This is a genomic window from Paenibacillus senegalimassiliensis (assembly GCF_001486585.1).
In the GTDB taxonomy this organism is placed as follows: domain Bacteria; phylum Bacillota; class Bacilli; order Paenibacillales; family Paenibacillaceae; genus Fontibacillus; species Fontibacillus senegalimassiliensis.
The window spans coordinates 1,183,501-1,208,633 of sequence record NZ_LN909046.1 but is presented as its reverse complement, the minus strand read 5'-3'; the positions used below and the strand labels follow the sequence as shown (position 1 = coordinate 1,208,633).

Annotated in this window: 21 protein-coding genes; 16 read left to right on the top strand and 5 right to left on the bottom strand. The window is 50.7% G+C overall.

Annotated elements, in window-relative coordinates; translation table 11 throughout:
* The first annotated feature begins 175 nt into the window (after positions 1-175).
* From BN3279_RS19635 to BN3279_RS19600, 8 genes are all read left to right on the top strand, one after another.
* A complete protein-coding gene (locus tag BN3279_RS19635) occupies positions 176-1,405 on the top strand; it encodes a glycoside hydrolase family 130 protein (RefSeq protein ID WP_059053201.1) in 1,230 nt (409 codons plus the stop codon).
* Positions 1,406-1,497: 92 nt separating this feature from the next.
* Complete coding sequence (locus tag BN3279_RS19630; RefSeq protein WP_059053199.1) at positions 1,498-2,907, top strand: ABC transporter substrate-binding protein; 1,410 nt, start codon at positions 1,498-1,500, stop codon at positions 2,905-2,907.
* Between the two features lie 70 nt (positions 2,908-2,977).
* Positions 2,978-3,877 carry a carbohydrate ABC transporter permease gene (locus tag BN3279_RS19625; protein WP_059053197.1) on the top strand — a complete coding sequence of 300 codons (900 nt, stop codon included), beginning with the start codon at positions 2,978-2,980 and terminating at the stop codon, positions 3,875-3,877.
* Positions 3,878-3,895: 18 nt separating this feature from the next.
* Positions 3,896-4,798 (top strand): carbohydrate ABC transporter permease, encoded by a 903-nt coding sequence (locus BN3279_RS19620; RefSeq protein ID WP_059053196.1) that lies wholly within the window; start codon positions 3,896-3,898, stop codon positions 4,796-4,798.
* 50 nt (positions 4,799-4,848) lie between these two features.
* A complete protein-coding gene (locus BN3279_RS19615; protein WP_089153490.1) occupies positions 4,849-5,859 on the top strand; it encodes a glycoside hydrolase family 130 protein in 1,011 nt (336 codons plus the stop codon).
* Positions 5,860-5,887: 28 nt separating this feature from the next.
* A complete protein-coding gene (locus BN3279_RS19610) occupies positions 5,888-7,267 on the top strand; it encodes an FAD-dependent oxidoreductase (RefSeq protein WP_059053194.1) in 1,380 nt (459 codons plus the stop codon).
* On the top strand, positions 7,264-8,244 hold the full coding sequence (locus BN3279_RS19605) for an SGNH/GDSL hydrolase family protein (RefSeq protein ID WP_059053192.1): 981 nt from the start codon (positions 7,264-7,266) through the stop codon (positions 8,242-8,244). The genes BN3279_RS19610 and BN3279_RS19605 overlap by 4 nt, the downstream gene beginning before the upstream one ends.
* A gap of 206 nt (positions 8,245-8,450) precedes the next feature.
* Complete coding sequence (locus tag BN3279_RS19600; protein ID WP_059053190.1) at positions 8,451-11,639, top strand: 3-keto-alpha-glucoside-1,2-lyase-like domain-containing protein; 3,189 nt, start codon at positions 8,451-8,453, stop codon at positions 11,637-11,639.
* A gap of 93 nt (positions 11,640-11,732) precedes the next feature.
* Here the strand turns inward: BN3279_RS19600 and BN3279_RS19595 are convergent, their stop codons facing one another.
* Positions 11,733-13,214, bottom strand: coding sequence for an MFS transporter (locus BN3279_RS19595; RefSeq protein ID WP_059053189.1), 1,482 nt, complete (start codon positions 13,212-13,214; stop codon positions 11,733-11,735).
* 178 nt (positions 13,215-13,392) lie between these two features.
* On the opposite strand from BN3279_RS19595, the gene BN3279_RS19590 reads away from it, so the two are divergent.
* The 3 genes from BN3279_RS19590 to BN3279_RS19580 all read left to right on the top strand — a co-directional run bounded on the left by BN3279_RS19590 (position 13,393) and on the right by BN3279_RS19580 (position 15,225).
* The gene (locus tag BN3279_RS19590) at positions 13,393-13,818 is read left to right on the top strand and encodes a DMT family transporter (RefSeq protein WP_059053187.1); all 426 of its coding nucleotides are present in this window, start codon (positions 13,393-13,395) and stop codon (positions 13,816-13,818) included.
* Positions 13,819-13,847: 29 nt separating this feature from the next.
* A complete protein-coding gene (locus BN3279_RS19585; RefSeq protein ID WP_059053186.1) occupies positions 13,848-14,546 on the top strand; it encodes a Crp/Fnr family transcriptional regulator in 699 nt (232 codons plus the stop codon).
* 217 nt (positions 14,547-14,763) lie between these two features.
* Positions 14,764-15,225, top strand: a complete 462-nt coding sequence (locus tag BN3279_RS19580; protein WP_059053184.1) for a DMT family transporter — start codon at positions 14,764-14,766, stop codon at positions 15,223-15,225.
* A 91-nt stretch (positions 15,226-15,316) separates the two neighbouring features.
* Here the strand turns inward: BN3279_RS19580 and BN3279_RS19575 are convergent, their stop codons facing one another.
* The 4 genes from BN3279_RS19575 to BN3279_RS19560 form a co-directional block, all read right to left on the bottom strand.
* Entirely contained in the window at positions 15,317-16,222 is a 906-nt protein-coding gene (locus tag BN3279_RS19575; protein WP_059053182.1) for an aldo/keto reductase, read from the bottom strand.
* A 17-nt stretch (positions 16,223-16,239) separates the two neighbouring features.
* The gene (locus tag BN3279_RS19570; RefSeq protein WP_059053180.1) at positions 16,240-17,100 is read right to left on the bottom strand and encodes a YitT family protein; all 861 of its coding nucleotides are present in this window, start codon (positions 17,098-17,100) and stop codon (positions 16,240-16,242) included.
* A 167-nt stretch (positions 17,101-17,267) separates the two neighbouring features.
* Positions 17,268-18,458 carry a M14 family metallopeptidase gene (locus BN3279_RS19565; protein WP_059053178.1) on the bottom strand — a complete coding sequence of 397 codons (1,191 nt, stop codon included), beginning with the start codon at positions 18,456-18,458 and terminating at the stop codon, positions 17,268-17,270.
* 111 nt (positions 18,459-18,569) lie between these two features.
* A complete protein-coding gene (locus tag BN3279_RS19560; RefSeq protein ID WP_059053176.1) occupies positions 18,570-20,039 on the bottom strand; it encodes a 4-hydroxyphenylacetate 3-hydroxylase family protein in 1,470 nt (489 codons plus the stop codon).
* Positions 20,040-20,239: 200 nt separating this feature from the next.
* Between BN3279_RS19560 and BN3279_RS19555 the strand changes: the two genes are divergently transcribed.
* From BN3279_RS19555 to BN3279_RS19535, 5 genes are all read left to right on the top strand, one after another.
* Entirely contained in the window at positions 20,240-21,259 is a 1,020-nt protein-coding gene (locus BN3279_RS19555) for an ABC transporter substrate-binding protein (RefSeq protein WP_059053174.1), read from the top strand.
* A 69-nt stretch (positions 21,260-21,328) separates the two neighbouring features.
* Entirely contained in the window at positions 21,329-22,339 is a 1,011-nt protein-coding gene (locus tag BN3279_RS19550) for a FecCD family ABC transporter permease (protein WP_059053172.1), read from the top strand.
* Entirely contained in the window at positions 22,336-23,379 is a 1,044-nt protein-coding gene (locus BN3279_RS19545) for a FecCD family ABC transporter permease (RefSeq protein ID WP_059053170.1), read from the top strand. The genes BN3279_RS19550 and BN3279_RS19545 overlap by 4 nt, the downstream gene beginning before the upstream one ends.
* Before the next feature lie 15 nt (positions 23,380-23,394).
* Positions 23,395-24,243 (top strand): ABC transporter ATP-binding protein, encoded by an 849-nt coding sequence (locus tag BN3279_RS19540; protein WP_059053168.1) that lies wholly within the window; start codon positions 23,395-23,397, stop codon positions 24,241-24,243.
* Positions 24,185-24,967, top strand: coding sequence for an IucA/IucC family C-terminal-domain containing protein (locus BN3279_RS19535; RefSeq protein WP_157686467.1), 783 nt, complete (start codon positions 24,185-24,187; stop codon positions 24,965-24,967). Before BN3279_RS19540 ends, BN3279_RS19535 begins: the two co-directional genes overlap by 59 nt.
* The last annotated feature ends 166 nt before the right edge of the window (positions 24,968-25,133 follow it).

The following is a 25,133-nucleotide window of genomic DNA, read 5'->3' as shown; positions in this document are numbered from 1 at the left end:
CCCCTCCTCCATGATGATTTGGCTTGCCAACGTTATTATAGAGCGTCAAAAGCTTGGCGAGAATGATGGATCTTCCTTTTCTATTTGATGCATCTTACTGTTTTTGCGAGAGGGTGGAAAGGCTTTCACATTTAGGGTTTAATGAAATGGAAAAATGGTAAAACAGGAGGAACCTATGAAGCCCCAATTCCGCTATTTGAACAAGCCTGCCCTTGAACCTGTACCCGGTTGCAGTTGGGCAGACAAGATGGTATTGAATCCCGCTATCGTTAAAGATCCAAACTCTGATGAGATTCATATGCTCTTTCGGGCAACCGGTCCGTGGTCACAAAAGAGAAGAGCAGGCTGCCACGACCCTTACCCGATTTTCCTGGGTTATGCCAAGAGCAAGGATGGGGGACAAACCTGGGAGGCAGACTTCTCCAGACCTGCCCTGGCTCCAGCCTTGGGCTATGAGGAGCATGAGCTGTATATCACGGATATTCACGGCGACAAGGTGCTGAATTATGCTAATGGTTGCGTGGAAGATCCACGTATCTTTTATCTTGAAGGACAGCTCTATTTGACGGTTGCTTGCCGCCCGTTTCCTCCTGGCCCGTATTGGCTGAGTAGTCAGCATCCTCCGGTACAAACACGTTTTGAATATGTGCCGAGTTGGATATTTGAAGGAAACGAGGCGGAGCCGTTTGTCCTAACCGCCCGTTCCAATGATACCGTCAGTGTTCTCTACAAGCTAAATCTGAACGAGTTGAAGCAAGGGAACTATGAAGGCGCATTTCAATATGTGGGCCCGCTTACTGAGGGACATGTAAGTGATAACCGAGATGTGTTCTTGTTCCCCGAGAAAATGAGGATTGCCGGTAAAGAGCAGTATCTGATGGTGCATCGCCCGATGAAAGTGGTTCCGTTCGAAGGAGGGGGAGCGGTTCATAAGCCTTCCATTTACTTAGCGGCAGCGGAAAGGATAGAGGATTTTGCTTCGCCCAATGCGAGCCATAGACTGCTGGCCCATCCCGTCTTTGAGTGGGAAGAGAATCGGGTCGGCGCTAGCTGGCCACCGGTATCTCTGGGCAATAAAGAGTGGCTGCTATCTTACCACGGGAAGAAGGATGCGCAGCTTGGATATACGCAATCCTTTATGATTCTCAGAGAACAGGAAGACGATTTCCCCCTAGTGATTCACCGGTGCTCAGACCGCCTGATGTTTGCGGAGCGGGATTGGGAAATGCCGGAGGATTACCCGACACCTTGTCTGTTCACCACTGGAGGAATTGTCATGGGGGAGGATTTGATCATGTCTTATGGTGCAGCGGATCAGAAGATTGGAATTTCCTGGGTCAACTTTCATGAGTTAGTGGCATATCTACGGAAATTTGATGAGAACGGAATAGAATTCTGTCCCTGAACAGTGAGTCTGCCTCACTCCATTTCCAGGGCCGAGGGCCTATAATAAAAATCGAGCTCATCATAAAATCGTCAATTAAAGGGGTAGAAGGTATGCAAAAGAAATGGTTAGGCCTCGGATTGAGTCTCTTGCTGACCGCAGGCATCGTAGGTTGTGGCGGGAACAACGGCAACGCTGCGACGGAAGGGCCGGGAGGCAATGCAGCAAATCCGGCAACAGAAACAGGCGGCAACACGGCCACAGGCGAGCCTATACAGCTTAAATACTGGACCGATGATCGTCACGACCAGGAGTATATTAAGGAATTGATCAACAAGTTCAATGAGACCAACGGTGAGAATATCCAGGTTGAATTGACGGTGATGTCCGAGAACTACGCACAAAGCGTTGACATTGCCTTCTCCAGCAACCAGGCGCCGGATGTGCTGCGTCTCAAGAGCGGTAATACAGGTGAGTTTGTTAAAAAAGGCTATCTTGCTCCGATTGATGATTTTCTGACTGACGACATGAAGACGGAATTCGGGGGCTTGCTGATCGACAATGTGAACCGTTTTGATGGCAAGGTATACTCCTTGGCCAATACGGGGCTTACCTTGCGGATGGTCTACAACAAGGATCTCTTCGCCAAGGCTGGCATCGCCAATCCTCCGGCATCACTGCAAGAAATGGTGGACGCTGCCAAGAAGATTACCGAAATGGGCAAGTCCGAAGGCATCTATGGCTTTGCGCTGAACTTTAAAAGTCCGAAGTCGGCATTTGACCGTTCAATCCGGGAAATTCTCTCCTTAAGCGGTCATCAGGGACTGGGCTTTGATATGAAAACAGGCCAATTCGATTTCGAGCCTTATTCTCAGGTAATCGAGTATTTCAAACAAATGTATGAAGACGGAAGTATTCTCCCTGGCGCAGAATCGCTGGATATCGACCCGTTACGGGCTCAATTCGCGGCAGGCAAAATCGGGATGTACCTCTCCTTCTCGACGGAACCAGGGGTGTATCAGGATCAGTTCCCGACGGAGATTGATTGGGCGGGTGCCTTGGCTCCAACATTGGACGGACAGATCAAGGGAACATCAGAGATTGTATCCGCCGGGACCTGGCTTGGCATTAGCGCCACATCCGCTCATCAGGAAGCAGCCTGGAAGTTCATGCAATACATGTATGGGGACGAAGTCTTGAAGACCTATCATGAGAAGGGCTTCGGCATCGCTATCGTGCCACGTATTGTGGAACAGGCTAAAAATCCGGAAATAGAAGGTATGGAGGGCTTCCTGGTTGGAGAACATGACTCGCTTTGGCCGGCTACACCAAGCGTAACACCAGAAGGTTCCACCTATGCGGATGCTTTCTTCAAATACATGCTTGACGGCGGAGATTTGAAAGCGGTCACAGCGGATTTGAACGCAAAATATAACGAAGCTTTAAGCAAATCAGTGGAAAAAGGCGAAGTTACCGTAACACCAAATCCTGCTTTTGATCCAAGCAAACCGCAGGGAGAATAACAGGAAGGTTGGGGCTACCGCGCACTTCTTGGCGCAGGGCCCCTTTCTTTTTCCGAAGGAGGAATCAATCATGAGCTTTAACTGGAAGCGGCTAGGGGAGAATACCTTGTTCCTCATTCCGAGTATCATTTTGACGGTCGCCCTGGGCATCTATCCATTGCTTTGGATGCTGCGCTATATGTTTTACGATTATGCCGGATATGGCGAGGCGCTGTTCGTCGGCCTGGACAATTTCCGCCGGTTAATGCGTGACGGACTGTTCTGGGAATCGGTGGGCAACACCTTTGTTTATGCCGGAGGCAAGCTGCTGCTAACCCTGCCGTTGTCATTGCTGTTAGCGGTTATTCTGAACGGCAAGCTGCGGGGCAGCAATTTGCTGCGAGGCATTTACTTCATGCCTACGGTCATCAGTACGGCCGTCATTTCAGTAGTATTCTATAATATCTTCAATTCGTATAACGGTATGGTCAATACCGTGCTGATGAAGCTGCATTTAGTGTCGCAGCCGATTGACTGGCTCGGGCCCAAGCATGCGATGCTCACAGTCATTCTGGTGGCGGTATGGGGCGCGGTTGGTAACTATATGCTGCTGTTCCTGGCCGGATTGCAAAGTATTCCTCAGGATTTGTATGAAAGTGCAGCCATTGATGGAGCGAATGCGGGAAGACGCTTCTGGAACATTACTCTTCCCATGCTGGCCCCGGTTGCCCAAATGGTCATGATGCTGGCGATTATTGCTTCCCTGAAGGGCTATGAGAGCATTATGGTCATTACGGAAGGGGGGCCAATCGGCAAAACCGAGGTCATGTATCTTTATCTCTACAAATTGTTGTTCCCGGTATCGACAGGTTCGCCCGTAGTGCAGCAGCTTGGGTATGGCAGTGCCGTTGGCTTCGCCAGCGCCGTTATCGTCGGGGCAATTACCGGCTTGTATTTCTTCTTGAGCCGCAAAATGAGCAAGGTGTATTAGGGACAGGAGGTTCATCATATGAACGAACAGGTAATATCCCCGCAGCCGGACGGACGAGGCAAGCTTGCCGCACGGACGCCTTCCGGCTCCACAGGCAGAGTGGTGGCCCGCACAGCCATGTGGTTATTGTTATTAATTACTGCGCTATTAACTTTGTTCCCTCTGCTCATGACCGTCTCGGGTTCTCTGAAGACCGGAGCCGAGATGATGACCGGAGGAAGCCTGCTGCCAGCCAAGCTGCAATTCGTCAATTATGTGGAGGCCTGGAAGCAGGCGAACTTCGCACGTTACACCTGGAACAGTGCTTTTGTCAGTATTATGGTGACGATAGGCACGCTATTGGTTGCTTCGATGGCGGCCTATGTCGTGGATCGGCGCAACTTTCCCGGTAAGTCGCTTTATGTGACCGTGCAAGCATCCATGATGTTTATATCGGTTGGCGCTATCGTATTACGTCCACAATTTGATCTCATGGTGGCGCTGCATCTGAATACGACACTCTGGGGAGTTATTCTCATCCTGATCAGCGCGCATTCCAGTACATTCTTTATGCTGCAAGGTTTCTTCAAAGCCATCCCTCGTGAGCTTGATGAAGCAGCGATGGTGGACGGTTCCGGATTCATTCGTACGTTCTTTCGGATTATTCTACCGCTATTGACGCCAGGGCTAGGCGTAGCCGGACTGTTCGCCTTCCGCCATGCCTGGAATGAATACATTCTGCCGCTGGTATTCACAATGACCAATCCACAGCTACAAACGCTCACGGTAGGATTGGCCAATCTGCGCTATGGTTCTTCCGCAGCGATGCAGATTCATCTGATGATGGCAGGGGCTTGTCTGTCAATCCTGCCGATGCTGCTGGTATATATTTTGGCCAACAAGACGTTTATCCAGGTGACCGCAGGTTCGGTCAAAGGCTAGAGGTTCACTATATAGTTCCATCATATTTCATACAAAAGGAGCATCAGGTTATGAGTCAGTTTACAATTGGACCCTTGGCTTCCAGCCCGGTCATTACCCGCTATGCAAATAATCCAATTCTGTCACCGGGGGATGTGCCTTATGGTCCGGCAATGGTCTTCAATGCGGGGGTTACCAAGTTCAAGGGCAAATATGTCATGGTTTTCCGCAATGATTACGGGGATGAACAGCAAGGAATTGTCGCTCCACATCATACGACTAACCTTGGACTGGCCTTTAGCGATGACGGAATCAAGTGGGAGGTTCAGCTTGAGCCTTGCTGGTCCTGGCATAACGAAGAGGTTGTCCGGGTATATGATCCGCGCCTGACCGTGATTGGAGAGCAATGTTATATGTGTTTTGCCGTCGATACAAAGCATGGGCTGCGCGGGGGGATTGCGGTAACCGAGGATTTCCGTTCCTTTAAAGTGCTTAGCCTGTCGTTACCGGACAACCGGAACATGGTATTGCTCCCGGAGCGAATCGGAGGGAACTATGTACGTCTGGAGCGCCCCATGCCCGTATACAGCCGGGGAGGGAAGGACCGATTTGACATGTGGATGAGCGATTCGCCTGACCTGAAATACTGGGGCAACTCCCGGCTGCTGCTGACCGTTGAAGATGTCGCATTTGCCAACGACAAGGTAGGACCGGGTGCCCCACCTATCAAGACGGATAAGGGATGGCTGACTCTGTTCCATGCCGTGGATCTGGATCTTGGCCGGGGCAAGAACGGGTGGGAGGATAGCTGGAAGAAACGCTATACCGCCGGTATTATGTTGCTTGATCTGGCTGACCCAAGCCGAATCATTGGCAGAGCGGTGGCACCGCTGCTTGCGCCGGAGGCGGAATATGAAATCAGTGGTGGCTTCCGCAATGATGTCATTTTCCCGGGTGGTATGATTCTGGAGGATTCCGGAGAAGTCAAAATCTACTACGGTGCCGCTGATACGGTAGAGTGCCTGGCAACTGCGGATGTGGATGACCTGTTGCGTCTCTGTCTTGAAGGGAAGACCAATTAATTGGAACACCGATTGGAGGGGTTTTTTGATGATTACTAAGGAGATTACACTGCCTTCGGCTAATATTCCGGTGGCCCACAAAGTCGATGTACTGGTCATCGGTGGGGGGGCTTCCGGGATTGCAGCAGCCATTGCCGCCGCAGAAGGGGGAGCCCGCACGATGCTGGTGGAACAGCGTGGATTCCTTGGTGGCATGGGCACGGTTGCGTTGGTTCCAGCCTTTTGTCCCTTTACGGATAAGCAGAAGCCCATTATCCGCGGTCTCGGCCTGAAGCTGATGGAGCGGATGAAGCAAGGCTGCGAACCGGAGTATTACGAGGAATACCGGGAACTGCTGGATTGGGTGCCCATCGATCCGGAGGTGCTGAAGCGAGTCTATGACGATGCCATCTTGGAAAGCGGGGTAACGCCGCTATATCATAGCTTTGTCTATGACGTTGTACTCTCGGAGGATCGCCGAAACGTGCAAGGCGTCGTGGTGGTTAACAAAACCGGAAGATCATTTATCTGCTGCCGCTATATTATTGATTGCTCGGGGGATGGGGATATCGCGGCATTGGCGGGAGTTCCTTTCCAGAAGGGTGGAGAAGCGGGAGAACTCCAACCAGGCAGTATGTGTTATTTGCTTGCCAATGTAGATCGTCCAAAGTTCAAGCGCTTCCTAGAGGAGAGCGGGGACACCGGCCAACTGCACAAGACGGTGGAACAAGCGATTGAGGATGGAGCGTTGCCGGAGGGACGCAAGTCAATCTCTGGCCTGGCCTGGGTCAGTGACTATCTGGTGGGAGTTAACTTCGGCCATGTCTTTGGTGTGGACGGTACGCTTGCCGAGGATTTAACGCGGGGCGCCATCGAAGGACGCCGCACCGCTGAGCGTCAACTGCAATTCTTCCGCCGCTATGTCCCCGGCTTTGAACACGCCCATATGGTAGCCAGCGGAGAGCAGCTAGGTATCCGGGAGACCCGGCGCATTGAAGGGGACTATGTGCTGACGGTGGATGATTTTCAGGCTGCGCGCTCCTTCCCGGATGACATCGCCCGTAACGCTTACTACATTGATATCCATCTCGCCAACAGCCAAAGTGAGATGACCTTCAACCACTTGCCCCCAGGCGTTTCGCATGGGGTACCGTACCGGATTATGCTCCCCGTTGGAATTGACAACCTCTGGGTGGCTGGTCGCTCCGTATCCTCGGACCGGGCGGTACAAGGCTCCTTGCGGGTAATGCCCAACTGCTTCTCCATGGGGCAGGCTTCTGGAACAGCGGCTGCCTTGGCACTGCAGGATGGCAATACCTCGCGTGGCATATCTGTCACCGAGCTTCAGCGGCGACTACTGGAGCAGGATGTGTGGCTAGGAGAGGATTTCGTGCTGGCCGGGAGCAAGAAGGCGAGCGATGCGTTGTGAAACAGATAGACTTAACAGATAATTGGTTCCATGGAGCCGTTTCACTAGAGCATCTGGATTATGGAATCAAGCCCTGGCGCATCCCATACCAGGATTATAATTTGTATCCACCTGAGGGGATTGAAGGCAAGGCCGCAATTTGTGCCGGTATCCGCTTACGGATGTACACGGATGCAGAGGTAATTAAGCTATCCTTCACACCACTTGCGGAAGCTGCCGCACTGGATTGCCTCGTAGATGGGCGGTTGATTCAGACACTCCCTCTGCCGGACGGAGCGACGAACGCATTATTTGATAAAGCTATTCCGAGCGGCTTCAAGGAGCTGGAAATCTGGCTCCCGCAAAATACAGGAATGACCCTGACCGGCCTGTGGATCGATGAGGAAGCGTCGGCGAAGCCGCTCATTGACAAGAGACCGCGCTGGATCACTTACGGCAGCTCCATCACCCAGTGCGTGGCTGCTTCCAGCCCCACACGTGCCTGGCCTGCTATTGCAGCAGCTAAGTGTGGCTTCAACCTGACGAATCTCGGCTTCTCCGGCAATTGCCACATGGAGCCGATGATCGGACGGTTGATTCGCGACCTGCCCGCTGATTTCATTTCACTTTGTGTAGGTGTGAACATTTATGGAGCAGGCACCTTAAGCCCACGTATGTTCCAGCCGCTGCTGATCGGACTGCTGGAGACCATTCGCGATAAGCACCCGAATACGCCGCTGCTCGTGATCTCCCCAATCTATGGCACCCATCGTGAGACAGAACCTAATTCGCTGGGCTTCACCTTGCCGATGATGCGAGAGGCCATTCGTGAGACTATTCGGATGTTGCAAGAACGGGGAGACCGACATCTATACTATCAGGATGGACTAGGTTGGCTTGGAGCAGAGGATGCAGCCTTATTAACAGATGGCCTGCACCCTGGGGCCGAAGGTTATGAAGTGTTAGGTCAGCGGTTTCCCAATATGATCAATTCATAAGTTTGTATCCCTAGAGAGTGGGCTTACCCCACTCTTTTTGGCATGGGACAAGACTATAATGAAATGGATTCGCATCATAAAAAGAGGGAGGTATGAAAATATTTACCTTTGTATCAGCAATTGTGTTAGCGCTTACAACACGAGATTATGCACATGATGTATCAAGGGGAATTGCAGGCAATTTAATAGAGTAGGAGGAGGTACTTATGTTTAATAGAAAAGCATTTACCTTATTGTTACTGTTTGCCGTCTTTATCTCAGGATTATTACCGCAAATGGCTTCTGCAAATATGCTTGCCGAGAATCATACTATAATCTCCATCGATGAGGAGGGCTTAGCCGAGATGGATGCAGGCGGTGAGGTCATTGTAAATGATCCCTTACCTATCAGTGAAGACGAGCCAATCCTCGTAGCCGAGCCTGAACCTTCGCCCGAAGCCTTGGAAGAGGCTAGCGTGACGGATGCTGTGTACCTGGAGGCTCTGGACCCCGCAGCCTTTGAAATCACCGATCTTGCTGCTACAATTCAGAACTATCCCATGCCTTCCATTTATACCGCTTCTAGCGTATTTTCTTTAAAAGCAAATGGCAACAGCGTGCCCGTTATCGCTTACGTGAGCGATTACGACTACGCCCAATTTTCCTTCTCCGGAACTGTAACCCTCGAAGTGACGGCCAGCGAAAATATAGATTCTTATTCCATCAGTCCGATGGCCAAAAATATTCAGGGTACAGTGAGTGGGAAAAAGCTGACGTTTACGCTATCCTCCTCAACCTATGTCATTGTTAAAATCAATGATCTCAAAAAAATCGTCATTGCCGCCGACCCTCTGGAGACGGATATTCCCGCTTCTTCGGGCCCTGGGATCTATAACGTGACCCAATCGCCGTACAATGCGGATCGCACAGGCAATACAATGGCAACTACAGCTATTCAGAGAGCGATTGACGATGCGAACCAGGCGGGCGGAGGTACTGTGTTTGTTCCAGCCGGGGTCTATAAGAGCGGGAACCTGACGCTGAAGAGCAACGTAACCTTCTATCTGGCCGGGGGTGCCGTCATTGTCGGCACAGGCAAGGGAGAGGACTACGCCAATGACTTCCGCAAGGATTCGCTGAACAGGGATGGAACCTATTTTATCCGTACAGCGATTAACTCCAGCAATATAACTCTGCGGGGCCGGGGTACCATTGACGGGAAGGGCATGGAAATGCGCGACCGCAAGATGCCCGCACCACACAAAAATGAAGGATTCATCAACAACCTGCTCGTTCCGCTCGCAACTTCCCATTTTACATTTGATGGTTTAATTTTACGGGATGCTGGCTTCTGGTCGTTCATGGTGGTTCGCTCCGATCATGTCACCATTACGAATCTCAAGGGATTTCAAGATCTGCACAAGCTTGAAAACGACGTGATCGACATTAATGAAAGTCAAGACGTGCTGGTGAAGCATGCAATTGCGATTTCGGATGATGATACCTATTCCACGAAAACCTGGCTGCAAACAGGCATGTCCAAAGGGTGGCCGGGCCAACTTGAGCATTTGGAGAATGTGGTGTTTGATGATGCTTTCGCTTGGACAAGATGTGCTGCCTTCAAGATTGGGATGGGCGTAGCTCAACCGCAAATCGGCGTTACCGTGCGAAATTCCTATGTATATCAGAGCGCCCGGGCCCTACTCATCGATCATGGTTACCAATACAACACACTTCCGGAGGAAGGCTACGCTCAAAATATTACGTTTGAGAACATCGATATTGAGCGGGTTGGCATTAATCAGTTCGGCAACTACTGGCTTGGGGTATCCACCAGCACGTCCGGGGATATCAGCAATGTAATCGTTAAGGACATTAACATTCGTGAACTGGGTTCACAAAACTCCAGGCTGTCTGGAAACGCCACGAAAGGCGGCATGGTTGACGGGGTTATGTTCTCGGATGTGGTTGTGAAAGGCGAGCTAGCTACGCAACTAAGCGATATGAAGATTACTGTCAATAGCAATGTCAACGGAGTGATCTTTGCTAACTCCAGACCTCCACTGTTCAGCGATAATTTTGAAGACGGAGATTCAGCAGGCTGGACCGCTCATTCCGGTTCCTGGAGCATAGCCAAGGACGATACGAAAGTTCTGGCGCAGAATGCCACGGCAACGTCGCTTATTACGGCTGGAAGCTCGTGGACTGATTACGCTTATGAAGCCAAAGTGAAGATGCCGATCAATAACGCAAATGCCGGAATTGTGTTCCGGGTTAAGGATACGAACAATTACTATATGTATAGAATTAATGCGACGGCACAAGAGGTGGAGCTATACAAGAGTATTAATGGGACTTTGACGAAAGTGTCCAATGCGAGTTTTGCCGCAGTCGCCAAGCGGTGGTATACCCTTAAAGTGGTGGTCCAGGGCAACACCATCGAAGGTTATGTGGACGGAGCATTGAAGACGGAATGGACCAATCCCGTGACCGAGTTAACGAGCGGTAAAATCGGCTTCAGAACTACATCTGCGGATGTGCTGTTTGATAATGCCGTCGTGTCCAGCTTGAACAAAGCTCCTACAAATCTTACGTTAAGCCATAACCAAGTGCCTGAACATACAACGGCCGGAGGCAGCGTGGGCACCTTTACCACGACTGACCCAGATGAAGGGGATACGTTCATTTACCAACTGGTCGCGGGTGCTGGCGATAGCAATAACGGAAGCTTTAATATTTCCGGAAATGCGCTAATCCTCAAAATAACCCCGGACTATGAAACTAAAACCAGCTACTCGATTCGGGTCAGAACGGTGGATTCAGGTGGACTCTATTACGAGAAGGCATTTACGATTCAAATTACGGATGTAAATGAAACGCCCAATCCGATTCCTGACATCACCTTGTTCAGCGACAACTTCGAGGACGGAAATACAGCAGGCTGGACGGCTCACTCCGGCTCCTGGATTGTAGTAACAGACAGTTCCATGGCGTTGGCTCAAAAGGCATCGGCCACGTCCCTGATTACAGCCGGTGAGGCCTGGACGGATTATTCCTACGAAGCCAAGGCGAAGGTTCCCATCGCCAATGCGAATGCGGGAATTACCTTCAGAGTGCAGGACACCAATCATTACTACATGTTCAGAATCAATTCAACTGCCAAAACGCTGGAGCTTTACAAAGCCGTCGACGGTATCTTGACCAGCGTTTCCAGCACGCCATTTACCGCTACCACCAACCAGTGGTATACGCTCAAAGCCGTGGTGCAAGGCAATAATATCAAGGCTTATGTGGATGGAGCACTGAAGATAGAATGGACGAATCCCATTAACGAGTTAACCAACGGCAAAATTGGACTCCGAACGACATCAGTGAATGCGTTATTTGATGATATTGTGGTCAAAGGTGATCATTAACTAGTAAGGATCGTTGTCGCTATGAACCAAAAACAGCCCATTAGATAGGTATTATCTAATGGGCTGTTTTTGATCTTTGCAGGGTGCAGAGGCTCAGAGTGTTTGCGATGATTCCTTACTGCGCCGCAATGTGCGCCGGGCCCACCAGAGCCGGCCGCCTGTCAATAAGCCTGCCACGAGACAGATTGAAGCCGAGGTGACGAACACGACATGCATCCCGGACAGGAACAGATCAGGCCGATCCGGCACTAAGCCGATGACCCGGTAGCCCGCCCGGTTGCTCATAACATTAAACAACGTGGTGGTGGCGACTGTAATACCCACGACCATGCCGATGTTGCGTACGAGGGAGTTAATGCTACCGGCAATGCCAAGTTGCGTTCGCGGCACCTTGGACATGACCAGCGAGTTGTTCGGCGACTGGAAGAGGCCGCTGCCAAGACCCAGCATGCCAATCCATACGCCTACTAAGGCGATTGGGCTCCGGTCATGCAACTGGGCCAGTCCAACCTGGGCGATGACCATGACGATCAGGCCGGCAAAGGTAAGGAGTTCGGAACCGATCTTGTCGGATAAAGCGCCGCTGAGCGGAGCGACAATCACCATCACAATCGGGAACAACATCATCAGAAATCCGGCCTCGGAAGGTGATAGATTCAAAATATTTTGCGTGTAAAATGGAGCGATGATATTAAAACAAAAATTTGCCACGAACACCAGGAACCCGCACAGGATGCTGAGACTGAACATAGGGTTCCGGAAGAGGCTCAACTGCAACATAGGCTGGCGATGGCGCATTTCCACCGCGAGAAAGAGAATGAACACAATAACGGCCAGGACAAGGGCGCCGATGATACGAATATCCTGATAGCCTACCTGCTGGCCAAGCAGCAGCCCGGAGAATAACGCAAGAATAAATAGCGGGAAAAGAAGGCTCCCGGCTTTATCGATATGCACCTGCAAGCGTGTCCGGTCTTCAGGCAGCAGGCTCCAACCGATCACAATAGCAATCAGACCCACAGGAATATTCACCCAGAAAATATATTCCCAGCCCAAGCTGGCGACAATAACCCCGCCCAGGCTTGGACCGGCGATACTGCCTAGGGACACGAAGGTCCCGATCAGTCCTAACGCCTTGCCGCGCTCCGTAGAAGGGAAGATGTCCGTAATGATGCCCTGGCTATTAGCCATTGTCATAGAGGCCCCCAAGGCCTGAATCAAGCGTGAGCCGACCAGCATCGGTAAGGAGTCGCTGAACCCGCAGAGCAGGGAGCCGAGCGTAAAGATGACCATACCCCATTTAAATATCTTAATCTTGCCAACGATATCGCCCAGCTTGCCAAAGAAGAGAATCGCCGCGCAAATCATCATCAGATAGGCAGTGACAATCCATTCCGCTTGAGCCACCGTCAATTTCATCTGCTCTGAAATGACGGGCAATGCGATATTTACAATACTTCCATCAAGCGTAGCCATGAAGGTAAACAGATTCAAGACAATCAGAATCATCCAACGTTTACGCTGTATCTCCGGATCGTCCTGGTAGGTAGAAGACATGCTGGTTTTTGCGGTCATATAGAAATAGCACCTCGTTCTGTTATGTATGCTTTATTGTATACCTAGTTCCTTCCATGTTACAATGAAGGGCATTTTTTCGTTTAGGACATATGTCCTTTGCAAACGTGAAAAGATATCTTTAAATAAGAAATTGACAGAGAGCTACGGAAAGTTGTAAGGATGAAGGAGAGAGAAAATGAAGGGTTTGTTATTTGCCTTGCTGGCGGGGGCCTTTATTACGCTACAAGGAGTCGCCAATACGCGAATTAGCGCGGATATCGGGACATGGCCAGCCGCCGCCTTAACCCAGTTTATCGGCTTTGTGGCGGCCCTGATTATTTGGGCCTTAGTACGGGACGGTGGCAGGCAGGAACTGGGGCGAGTGCATCCGCTCTATTTGAGCGGAGGAGCATTGGCGGCGATTATCATATTTACCAACGTTACAGCAATTCAGCAGGTGGGCGTCACCATGACCATTTCCATTTTGTTGATTGCCCAGCTATGCATCACCTTCCTCATCGACAGCATGGGATGGTTTGGTGTAAGGAAGCAACAGATGCGCTGGCCGCAGTTTATGGGGATCGCGCTCATGATTGCGGGGGTCATCATTTTGAAATTTTAGGAGCCGGGGTACGGAGAACGGGGGCGAAGATGAGAGAGATTGCGGATCGTGGGCTGCTGGAAGCCTACATGGATAAATACGAACTACATCAGGTGTTCACTCCTGAGCTAACACCGTATTTAAGCTTGATTAGCTTCGATGAAGGCGAACTGATCTGTGCCCAGGGCGAGCCTTCCCATACGATGTATGTGCTGGTTAAAGGCAAGATCAAGATCTATAACACCTCGCCGGAAGGCCGTACCTTGGTCATATCGTTCAAAAATCCACTTGAGGTAATCGGAGATATAGAGTATATCCGCACGGGAGATATCATTAACACCGTTGAGGCCGTATCGGCCGTTCAGGCTATTGCTGTGGAATATCGCTGGGTGCAAAAAATATGCGGTAATCACTCGCCGCTGCTGAATTTTCTGCTGGATATCATCACGAAGAAGTTTTATATGAAATCCAGCTCCATGAGCTTTAACTTGCTTTACCCGGTAGAGGTCAGACTAGCCAGCTATCTGCTATCTGTCTCCTTCGATGAGACGGACATTCTGTTCCGGGGCGAGCTAAGCACAAGCGACTTGGTGGATGCGGCCAATTTGATTGGAACCAGCTACCGGCACGTGAATCGGGTGCTCCAGAAATTCACTGCCCAAGGACTGGTGGAACGTGAACGCGGCCGTATCCGCGTGACGGATCAGGCGGGACTACGTCGCCTGGCCGAACGCAATATTTATGAATAATTGAGGTCGTACTAAATAGTGCGAGTTCAAAAAGTCGGGTTAGCAGAACCGAGAAGGTTGGATGAAGTCAGGGACTCAGTAGCGGAGCGTAGACAGATCTACGTGAGCAACGGAAGGCCCGGCTGAATTCAAGATTCTTGATGTCGAACTCACTTCTCGAATCAACTCCGTCCTGGGAAGACGACTTTTTGAACAACTTCTAATAGGAGTTGAAGATGTGATTGCGGGATTGATATTGGCACTAACGGCCGGGACCCTGGTCGGGATGCAAAATGTGTTTAATGCGAAAGTTAATGAACGAACGGGGAACTGGACGACCACAACTCTGGTGCTTGGCTTGGGCTTTGCAGCGTCTTTTTTGCTGGGGTTATGCTTTGAAGGTATGGAGATGTTCCGGTTTTGGCCGAACATGCAAACGTGGTTTTGGTTCAGTGGTTTGATTGGTGTAGGTGTGGTTATCAGCCTGGTGCAGGGCATCAAATTGCTGGGACCCACGTATGCCATTGCTATTATGATGACTTCGGAGTTGGGCTTTGCCGTCTTATTTGATTCCATGGGCTGGCTTGGTTTGGAGAAGGTCCCATTCACGCTGAATCAGTTGCTTGGCGTGCTGGTCATCGTTGGAGGAATTTTCGTCTTTAAGCTGGGGGAGAGACAGCCGCGGAAAGCTGCCGCTTGATGGTACTGAATTGGTGAATTCGGATTATATTGCAGTAAAGCCCCCTGAATTGTTCAGGGGGCTTTACTTAAGCTGATAGAATTACAGCCAATTACCGATGAAGCTTGTAGGTATTGGCCTTGCTGGCTTCACGGATGAGACTGACTTCCGCGTCCGTCAATTCCGGAAGATCGGCCGCTGTGAGATTCTGTTGAAGCTGCTCTCCTGAGCTGGCACCCGGAATCACGGTGGCTACTGCCGGATGGGCCAACGAATAGCGAATGGCCAATTGGGTCAGCGAACGTTCTGGTGTTACGAGAGATTCCTCCAGCATCCGGCGAAGCTCAAGCAGCTCGGTCAATTCGTAATCCGGTACTCCCTTGACCGGTTGTCGATTGGCAGCAAGGGCGCCACTGGACAGAGGGCCACGGGCAATAACGCTGATGCCTTGCTCCTGAAGAAGTGGTAGCACAGCTTCCTCTGCACGCCGATCTACAATGCTGTAAGCATTCATCACGCTCACGATAGAAGAGCGGCCTACATATTCACGAATTACGTTAGGGCGAATGGAGGAGATGCCGTATTGACGAATATAGCCTTCCTGTTTCAGTTGCTCAAAGGCTTCAATCGTATCGTTTACAGGATCATCAAGAGTTCCTCCGTGAAGCTGGTACAAATCGATATAGTCCGTACCCAGACGTCGCAGGCTGTCCTTGACCGCAGCGAGAATGTAGCTCTTGGAAGCATCCCAACTCCAGCCTTCTTCCCCCGGGATGCGCTTATTACCCACTTTGGTTGCGAGAATAACCCGGTCACGGCGACCGCGAATAGCTTTGCCTACGATTTCCTCATTGCGGCCACTGTCGTACAGATCCGCAGTATCTAACAGATTAACTCCACGATCAAGTGCCTCGTGAATGATAGAGATGGCTTTGTTCTCTTCCTGGCCTAGTGACATACAACCAAGGCCGATCTCACTTACCAGCAGGTCAGAAGAGCCTAAGCGATTAAGCTTCATGGTCAGCAAGCTCCTTCCTAGTGAATATTGCGTTTCTTGAAGCTGCCCCCACGAACCTCGGATACGTCAGATACGACAACGAAAGCACTGTGGTCGAACTCCTTGATAATGGACAGCAGCTTGGTTTCCTCCATCCGGTTAATGACGCATGTAATGACATCGGTAGCTTCCCCCGAGTATCCTCCATGCCCATGCATGAAGGTGACACTACGTCCCAAGCGCGATTGAATGGCCGCTCCGATATCTTCGGTCTTACTGCTAACAACCTGAACGGATTTGGATTTTTCTAACCCGGTTTGAATAATATCAATGACATTTTTGGCGATAAAATAGGTCAGTGCAGAATAAAGCGCGTTCTCCAGTCCGTAAATAAACCCAGCGCCAATGAAGATAAAAGCGTTAATGAACAGGATAATGTCGCCGACCGAGAAGGGCATATTACGTGACAACAATACTGCCAGCACCTCGGAGCCATCGAGCGCTCCACCACTACGCAGTACGATCCCGATGCCAATCCCTAGCAACATACCGCCTGCCAGAACAACAAGCAACGGATCCTTGGGACCTAAAATGGTGTCAACGTGATGGAACAGAATAGTGAATGCAGACAAGGCCGCGATGCCGATGCTGCTCATAATAGCGAAGGTTTTACCGATTTGCTTGTAACCCAGGAAGACAAAGGGAATGTTAAGAACGAAGAGGAAAAAACCTAGGGGAATACCGAACAAGTCCATACCCATGATACTTACGCCGGTCACCCCACCGTCGATGACGTTGTTGGGGATCAGGACCGCTTCCAGTCCGTACGCCGCAATCATGGCTCCGATAACAATCATAATAATTCTGCCGATGGTAACGAATAATTTGTTTTCTTTCATAACTTTGGCTCCTTGCTGTTAGATTGGCTCGTTCCTTTATTTTACTCTATTTCATGGAATGAATAAAGTTTGGTGGAGAGATGAAAGAAGCAGCGCTTCGCGTAACCCGCCTGGTAGCGGATCAGCAAAGCGCTGCTATTCTTCTAAGTGAAACGGCCAAATCAATATCACATATATAAGGAGGCCAGTAGAATCCCTAGACTTTGTTCATAAATCTCGTCATATTGCGAGAGTGGTAGAGGGTTAACCCCATATCCAAGCTCTACGGTAAATCCCGGACGTCGCCAGTCCTGAATGAACCAGTCCTTGTAACCCGCATAGCTCTCAATATTACGTATTGGCTCATAACCGCTGACTCTGGCAAATTCGTTAACGATCGTCTCGGCATAGGGGGGTTCTAGCTGTTCAAACCCCCAATAAATAACCTTGCCCTGGGTATGGAAAGCCAGCACCTGAGCAAAATTGCTCTGTCTGGTCAATTCGGCCATCGCGATGGACTCAGGTTGGGTTAACGGAGCGGTACCCGGGTAATCTCTGGGGCCGGGCCGATCTGGGTTGCGGGCCACCTCACGTTCCCAGAGCGCAGGGAACTGGTCATTCAGATCAACGCCGTTAATATTTGCTTTCCAGCCTTGAAAATCTGTGTTCCCGTCGTTGTAAGATAATACGTTGCTCCTGTAAGGCTCATCGTCTGGCAGCCCCTGAATGACCAAATCAACTCCATCGGGATTGACCATAGGCACCATGGATAAGGTGACGGCCTCATAGTACGGCCACATTTGCAGCTCACGGATGTCCGTATTGTTCGTGATTGCCAGCAAATATTGATTCAAAAATTTGATCAGGATGGAGGTGGTAATCCATTCATTGGCGTGGAAGGACCCGTTGACATGTACCTGCTTGCCGCCCTTGCCAATCCTTAGCTCTGGAATCGGCTTGCCCATAACCGTATTACCGATTGAGCGAGAGGCTATAAACGGGTACAGCTCCATTAAACGGTTTAAATCGGCTCTCAATGCACGATAGTCATAGGGGTTGCGCACATCGACCACAAACCAGGTTACTCGTAATGGCAGCAGCAATCGCTCTCCCACAACCAGCCGATTCGGATTGACAGAGGGGTTTAACAGTAATAAGACATCCAGTGGGAACCCCCGATCTCTGGCTAATCTCCAGATGGAATCCCCAGCCTTGATCTGATATTCGCTAACCAGAAATCCGGGGATTTGTAGCTCCTGGCCTACGCTCAAGCTGGTACCGTCGATGCCTGGATTAGAATCCAGAATCAAGGGGAGCGGTAATTGGAATAACTGGCTATAGTACCACAGCGTATCACCCGGCCGAACTTGAATCTGCATGAAATTATCCCTCCTGCACGTTGAATTCCTTAGTTATAGCCTATGTGAAGGGGAAGGGGGCCCATGCCTGCATTTTGTCCGGTAGAGCAATCCAGCCTCTCTAGTTAACCTTTACCTCTCCGTAGTGGAACCCTCCCGTCCAAGGAATCGGTAAACCCGGCTTTTGTACGCTTCAAGCTCCTTGCAGCAATCGTTCATACGACCCGCGATAGTCTTCCCGTTACCGAAGAAGAATCGTTCAAATTGGCTTTGTCTTCCCCCGAAAGGTCCGGCTCCGAGCTCCCATGCCAGTCTGAATAAGGCGATTCGGTCCTTCGCCGAACTGGACAGTCCCGGCAAATAGGCCTCCAGTTCGCGCTGATTAGGGGACGTTAAGTCGGCTTCTACCGGATTCATAATCAATTGGCTGGCGCTTAGCGACTGAAGCATTTGGATGATCTGCGCATGCAGCTTCGGATATTGCAGACCCGCAGCAGTCAGAGGGGCAAGTTCTGGTACAAAGTAGCCCTGAGCACTTTGCACTGCGTTTATCTCGGAGGATAATCTTAAGGCCTTGAGATTTTCCAGTCCGGCCAAAATACTCGCCAGTTGCTCTTTGAATGTGGGTTCGTCATCACAATTTTGTTCCTCCGCCAGCCCCAGCAGGAGGCCGAGCAAGAATTCAGTCTTGGCAATATACCGGGAACAAATCTGATGTCCGGCATAGGCGTGGAAATGTCCCCCATGAAACAGCCGATCGTATATTCGCTCATCTCCGTAATAAAAAACACGTTCACGCGGAATTCGTACCCGGTCAAAGATAACCATGGTGTCCATTTCCTCGTACCGGCTGCTTAACGGGTAATCGAAGGTAGACTCGCGAGCATAGCTCTCCCGGCAGACAAAAGTGATTCCCTCCAAATCATTGGGAATGGCGAAGGCAAAGGCGCTAGGATTCGTGTCGGTCTCTGAAAGAGTGAAGGAAGGGGTGGGAAAGACCAGAATTTCCTCACAGGTAGGCCCTTGAGTAGCCATAATAAAGGCTCCGCTGACCACGAGACCCTCCGGTCCTGATTCCACCACTTTCGCGACCAGCGAAGCTTCATGATCTGCCGGTCCCGACCATTTGGAGGCCATCGGCTGCACAAAAGCATGGGAGAGGGTGATATCCTGATCGCGACAGTAAGCGTAATAGGTTCGCAGATTGTGGGCATATTCCGGCATTTCGTCCTCCAACAGCGAAGCCGCCGTATAAAAGGCCATCAAGGCGGTGTTCATATAATCGGGCGAACGTCCCAGGAAACCATGATGATGTGCCGCCCAAATCTCATTCAGCTTGCGTCTGCGTACTAGGTCCTCATAAGAATGGGGAGGGAGAAAGGATAAGCCTACCGGCTCTCCGGTAGCTGGTGACATGTAGGTCATGAGCTCAATGTAGCCGTCCTGGCCCTGTAAATCATACATTTCAGCTTGCGTCTGGATCAGTCCACGGAAGGCCGGATGACCGGATAGGGGGGAGGTTACTCGCTCACCGTTATACCAGAGGTTGATGTGTTGCCGATCAATGCGTTCAATATATTGCTCACCATTCTTGATAGACATAAATGTTCGTGCCCCTTTGCGCTGAAATCCTGCTACTTCATATATAGCAAGGAACGGCCGAGTGGTGAAAAACAACCTCTGCAACTAAAAAAATATTATAAATTTAAAATAAGTGTTGAAATCGCTTGCGGCTTCTATTACAATCCTAAATGATAATGAGTTTCAATATCAATTGGTAGAAGCGGGGGAAGATGGTCATTATGTTGAAGTTGAGAAAAGGGTTGTTCAGCTCCATAGCACTTCTTTTAATTATTGCTGTTGTATCCGGTTGTGCATCTGGAGGAGCAGCGGAAGGCACAACGAATAACAAGGGGACCAATGCGACTGAGAATACAGAACAGTCCGCCAGCGGCAATGCAGAATCCACTGCTGCCGAAGATACCCGCGTGATCAAGCATGCCATGGGGGAAACAGAAATTACAGGTACACCCAAGAAGGTGGTTACCTTGTTCCAAGGAGCTACAGATGTAGTCGTCTCGCTGGGCGTAACGCCAACGGCGATTGTGGAGTCATGGGTGCAGCAGCCGGTTTATGAATACCTGCGCGCCGATCTGGAAGGTGTACCCGTTATCGGGCAAGAAACACAACCAAATCTGGAGGAGATTCATAAGCTGCAACCGGATTTGATTCTCGCCACAAAGATTCGTCATGAAGAGATTTATGAGCAATTATCGCAAATTGCCCCTACCGTCGTAACCGAGACTCTGTTCGATTGGAAGGAGACGTTGGCCACGACCGGGGAAGCTATGAACATGCAGGATGAATCAGATCAATTGCTGGCTGATTGGGAAGCGCGTGTAGCCGACTTCAAGGAGAAGATGGGCGATCGTCTGCCGATCGAGGTAACGATTACTAACTTCCGAGCAGATCAGGTACGGATCTTCTATATGGGCTACGCCGGGAAAATTCTCAAGGAGCTTGGCTTCACCAGACCGGAAGGTCATGATGATGATGCTACCTGGGGAGTCATCCTGGCATCCAAGGAGAGCATTCCCGACATGAACGCCGACTTGATCTTCAACTTTAATTCCGGCACAGATACCGAGGCCATCCAGAAGAACTATGAAGATTGGACCAAGAGCAAGCTGTGGACCAATCTGGATGCAGTGAAGAATGGTCAGCTCGTCCAGGTAGATGAGGTGGCATGGAATAGTGCCGGGGGTTACAAAACAGCCCACATGGTGCTTGACGAACTGTATGAATACTTCAAGCTGAATTAATTGCAGCAGGGAGGCTTGCCTTTAACAGGGCAGGTCTCTGTGCATTTCAATATACGAAAGAGTGAGACTATGCTGCCGCTGTTACGAGACAAATCGAAGATATGGGGACTTGTAGCCCTGTTTGTTCTGCTGATTGCAGCCTCTGCTGCCAGCCTGGTGCTTGGTCGTACGGAGATTACGTTCTCCACTGCCGTGGAAGCATTCAGGGATTATAACGAAGATTCTATTGAACATATCGTGCTACATACGGAAAGGCTGCCCCGAACGGTTATCGCCGGAGTGGTAGGGGCAGCGCTGGCGGTTGCCGGAGCGCTTATGCAGGCACTCACCCGAAATCCGCTAGCTTCACCAAGCGTGTTCGGGATTAATGCCGGGGCCATTTTTTTCATTGTGTTCTCCATTGTGGTGTTATCTGTATCTTCCTTAAATACGATGATGTGGTTTGGCTTCGCTGGTGCAGCCTTAGCGGCGCTGATTGTCTATGCGCTAGGCTCACTCGGACGGGACGGAATCACTCCCATCAAGATTGTATTAGCGGGAACGGCGATTACGGCTTTGTTCACGTCATTTACGCAAGCGATGCTGGTCCTGAACTCAACAGGGTTGCAGGATGTGTTGTTCTGGCTGGCGGGTTCTGTCAGCGGACGCACATTGGAAATGTTGTATCCCATGCTACCGTACATGACTGTGGCTGCAGTGGTGGCGCTATTCATGGGCCGGGCAATTAATCTACTCTTGACCGGTGAGGATATCGCCAAGGGAATGGGCCAAAACGTCCTGCTGGTCAAGTTGCTGATGGGCGGCGTTGTGGTGTTCCTGGCCGGAGGCTCCGTTGCCGTAGCCGGTTCTGTAGGCCTTGTTGGGCTGGTTGTACCTCATGTCATGCGGGCTTTGGTGGGCAATGATTATCGCTGGCTCATTCCTTATTCACTATTTGGGGGAGCGGTGCTGCTACTCTGTTCCGATGTGATTGCGCGCCTGGTTATTTTACCGAATGAACTGCCTATTGGGGTCGTTACCGCCCTGATTGGCGGGCCGTTCTTCGTTTATATCGCGCGCAAGGGAGGGACCAAGGTATGAGAAAGACGTATGTTCTCCGCAGCAAGGGGGAGAGGTTCTCCTTCCTCATCGAGCGGCGGGCGGTGCTGGTCATCACATCGCTGATGTTGTTGGTGCTAATCTGCGCTATAGTAGGCACTAGTATAGGCAGTGATTTTATTTCTCCGTTGCAAGTGCTGTGGACCATTCTGGGACTTAATGAGGGCCAGCATGACTTTGTGGTGCTCACGCTGAGATTGCCACGGGTGCTGTTATCTATCTTGGTAGGCGCCGCACTGGGTATGTCCGGGGCGATTCTCCAGGGAATCATTCGCAATCCACTGGCTTCGCCGGATGTCATCGGAATTACGGGTGGCGCTGCCGCGGCAGCCGTTGGCTTCGTCACTATATTGGGGGGAGCTCTCAGCATCAAGCTGTTGCCGCTCTTTGCAGTCATCGGCGCGTTAGTTACATCGCTAATCATTTATGCTTTGGCCTGGAAGTCGGGGGTTACCCCCATCCGGTTAGTGCTGATCGGCATTGGGGTATCCTCAATCACCGGGGCAGGGACGACGTTTATGTTGATCCTGAGTCCGTTTTATAGCGCGGGGCAGGCTTATATCTGGCTGACAGGAAGTGTCTACGGGGCAGCCTGGCGTGAGGTTTATACCATTCTGCCGGTCATATTGCTCATCATACCTCTATCGCTATGGTTCGCACGAAGCCTGAATGCTCAGGCCTTTGGTGATGATTTGGCGGCAGGGCTAGGCGTAGCGGTACAGCGTGAGCGCATGGGCCTCTTATTATGCAGTGTGCTGCTGGCCGGCTTTGCCGTATCGGTGGCAGGGACAGTTGGCTTCGTAGGACTCATCGCTCCCCATATCGCCAGAAGGCTGGTCGGCAACATGTTCGGTAATTTGCTGCTGGCATCAGCCCCAATAGGGGCACTGCTGGTGTGTGGAGCTGACTTGATTGGACGTACGGCCTTCTTGCCACTGGATGTACCTGCTGGAGTATTCACCGCCGGAATCGGTGCACCATTCTTCTTATATTTGCTGTTCAAGAACAGAAATCAATTCTGATTGGGGGAGAGAAGCTTGAGCATATTGGAAGCCAAAAATCTAACGATTGCCTATGGCCCCGAGCCCGTCATCGAGGACCTGAACCTCACGATACCGCAAGGGCAAATTACCGTCCTGATCGGCAGCAATGGCTGTGGCAAATCGACCTTGCTGCGTACCATGGCCCGCTTGCAGGCGCCCCGCTCAGGTACGGTCCTGCTGAGTGGGGAGGAAATTGCCAAGCTGCCGACCAAAGAGATTGCCAAGCGGATGTCGATTTTGCCGCAAGGTCCGTCTGCTCCGGAAGGACTGACGGTCAATCAATTGGTCAGACAGGGCAGATACGCCCATCAAAGCTGGCTCAAGCAATGGTCGCGTGAAGATGAACGAATGGTGGAACTGGCGCTTGCGTCCACACGATTGACGGAGCTAGCCGATCGGCCTGTAGATGCGTTGTCCGGTGGACAGCGGCAACGAGCATGGATTGCCATGACGCTTGCACAGGGGGCTGGCACCTTATTGCTGGATGAACCTACAACCTATCTGGACATGAGTCATCAGATTGAGGTGCTGGACCTGCTATTTGAATTGAACGAGAAGGAACAGCGTACCATTGTGATGGTGCTGCATGACTTGAACCTGGCCTGTCGTTACGCGCATCATGTTGTAGCTGTCAATGACAAATCAATATATGCACAAGGGCAACCTGAGGATATTGTGACACGCGAGCTCGTTCGGGACGTATTTGGCATGGAATGCGAGATTACGATTGATCCGTTGTTCGGCACACCATTATGTATTCCGCATGGAAGGGGCAGGAGCATTCATGGAAAACCACGCTATGATCAACTCGTTGCAGCCGGAGCAATATCAAATTCTGGCTGATAACTATCGGTTAACCCAAGAGGTGACGGAGGATCGCACCTACTGTCTGCCGTTCACTGACCTGCTGGACCCGGACAAAAGTCAAGCTTATCTCCAGAAGGTAAGTCATATCTATGAGACGGATTCCTCGGTTGCTACGGTGTCGATGTTCGCCAAACGTTACGCCTATTTAGTCATCGCCGCTAATCTGTATGCCATATCCTGTTTCAACAAGGCTTATAATTTGGAACTGGAGAACGGAGAGATGGAATCTGAATATCACGGCGGGGCTTGGCTGCCCAAGGCCAGGCTGAAGGATTGGACGATGATGGAGCCTGCTGCTGGACGGCGTGCCCAGTGGCGGGATGAAGTGCTGGAACGAATGTTTGCCGGGAATTTGTCCTTGGTATGGGGCGCTCTCGCCAAGCTTACCAAAGTGCCAAAATCAATTCTGTGGGAGAACACGGCCATTTATGTTTATTGGCTGTATGAGAAAAATTTTGGGGAGAGAGCTACTCCGGAGCAGCAACGGCAATTGGAAGAAGACTATCATTATTTGCTGCACGCCGCACCGGCGCATCTATTTGGAGAGAAGCGAAATCCCATGATGCAATTCAACAGTCCCAAGGTACCAAGAAGCGGATATGAGCAGCCGCTAAGAGTACGTAAAACCTGCTGTTTCTACTATATCACCTCAGATAAACAGGATGATTATTGCTCAACCTGTCCGAAACGAACCTCTTGATCGATGGCCTTTTACCAGGTCACTCCACACATCAGCTCCATGCGGGCAAGCGATACTCATGAACTACCATCACGCTTGCCTACATGGAGCTATTCTCTTGAGAAAAGAATTTATTCCCTTTAGAGTTTATTATTGACAATTAATGAATCCTTAATTTAAGATATTA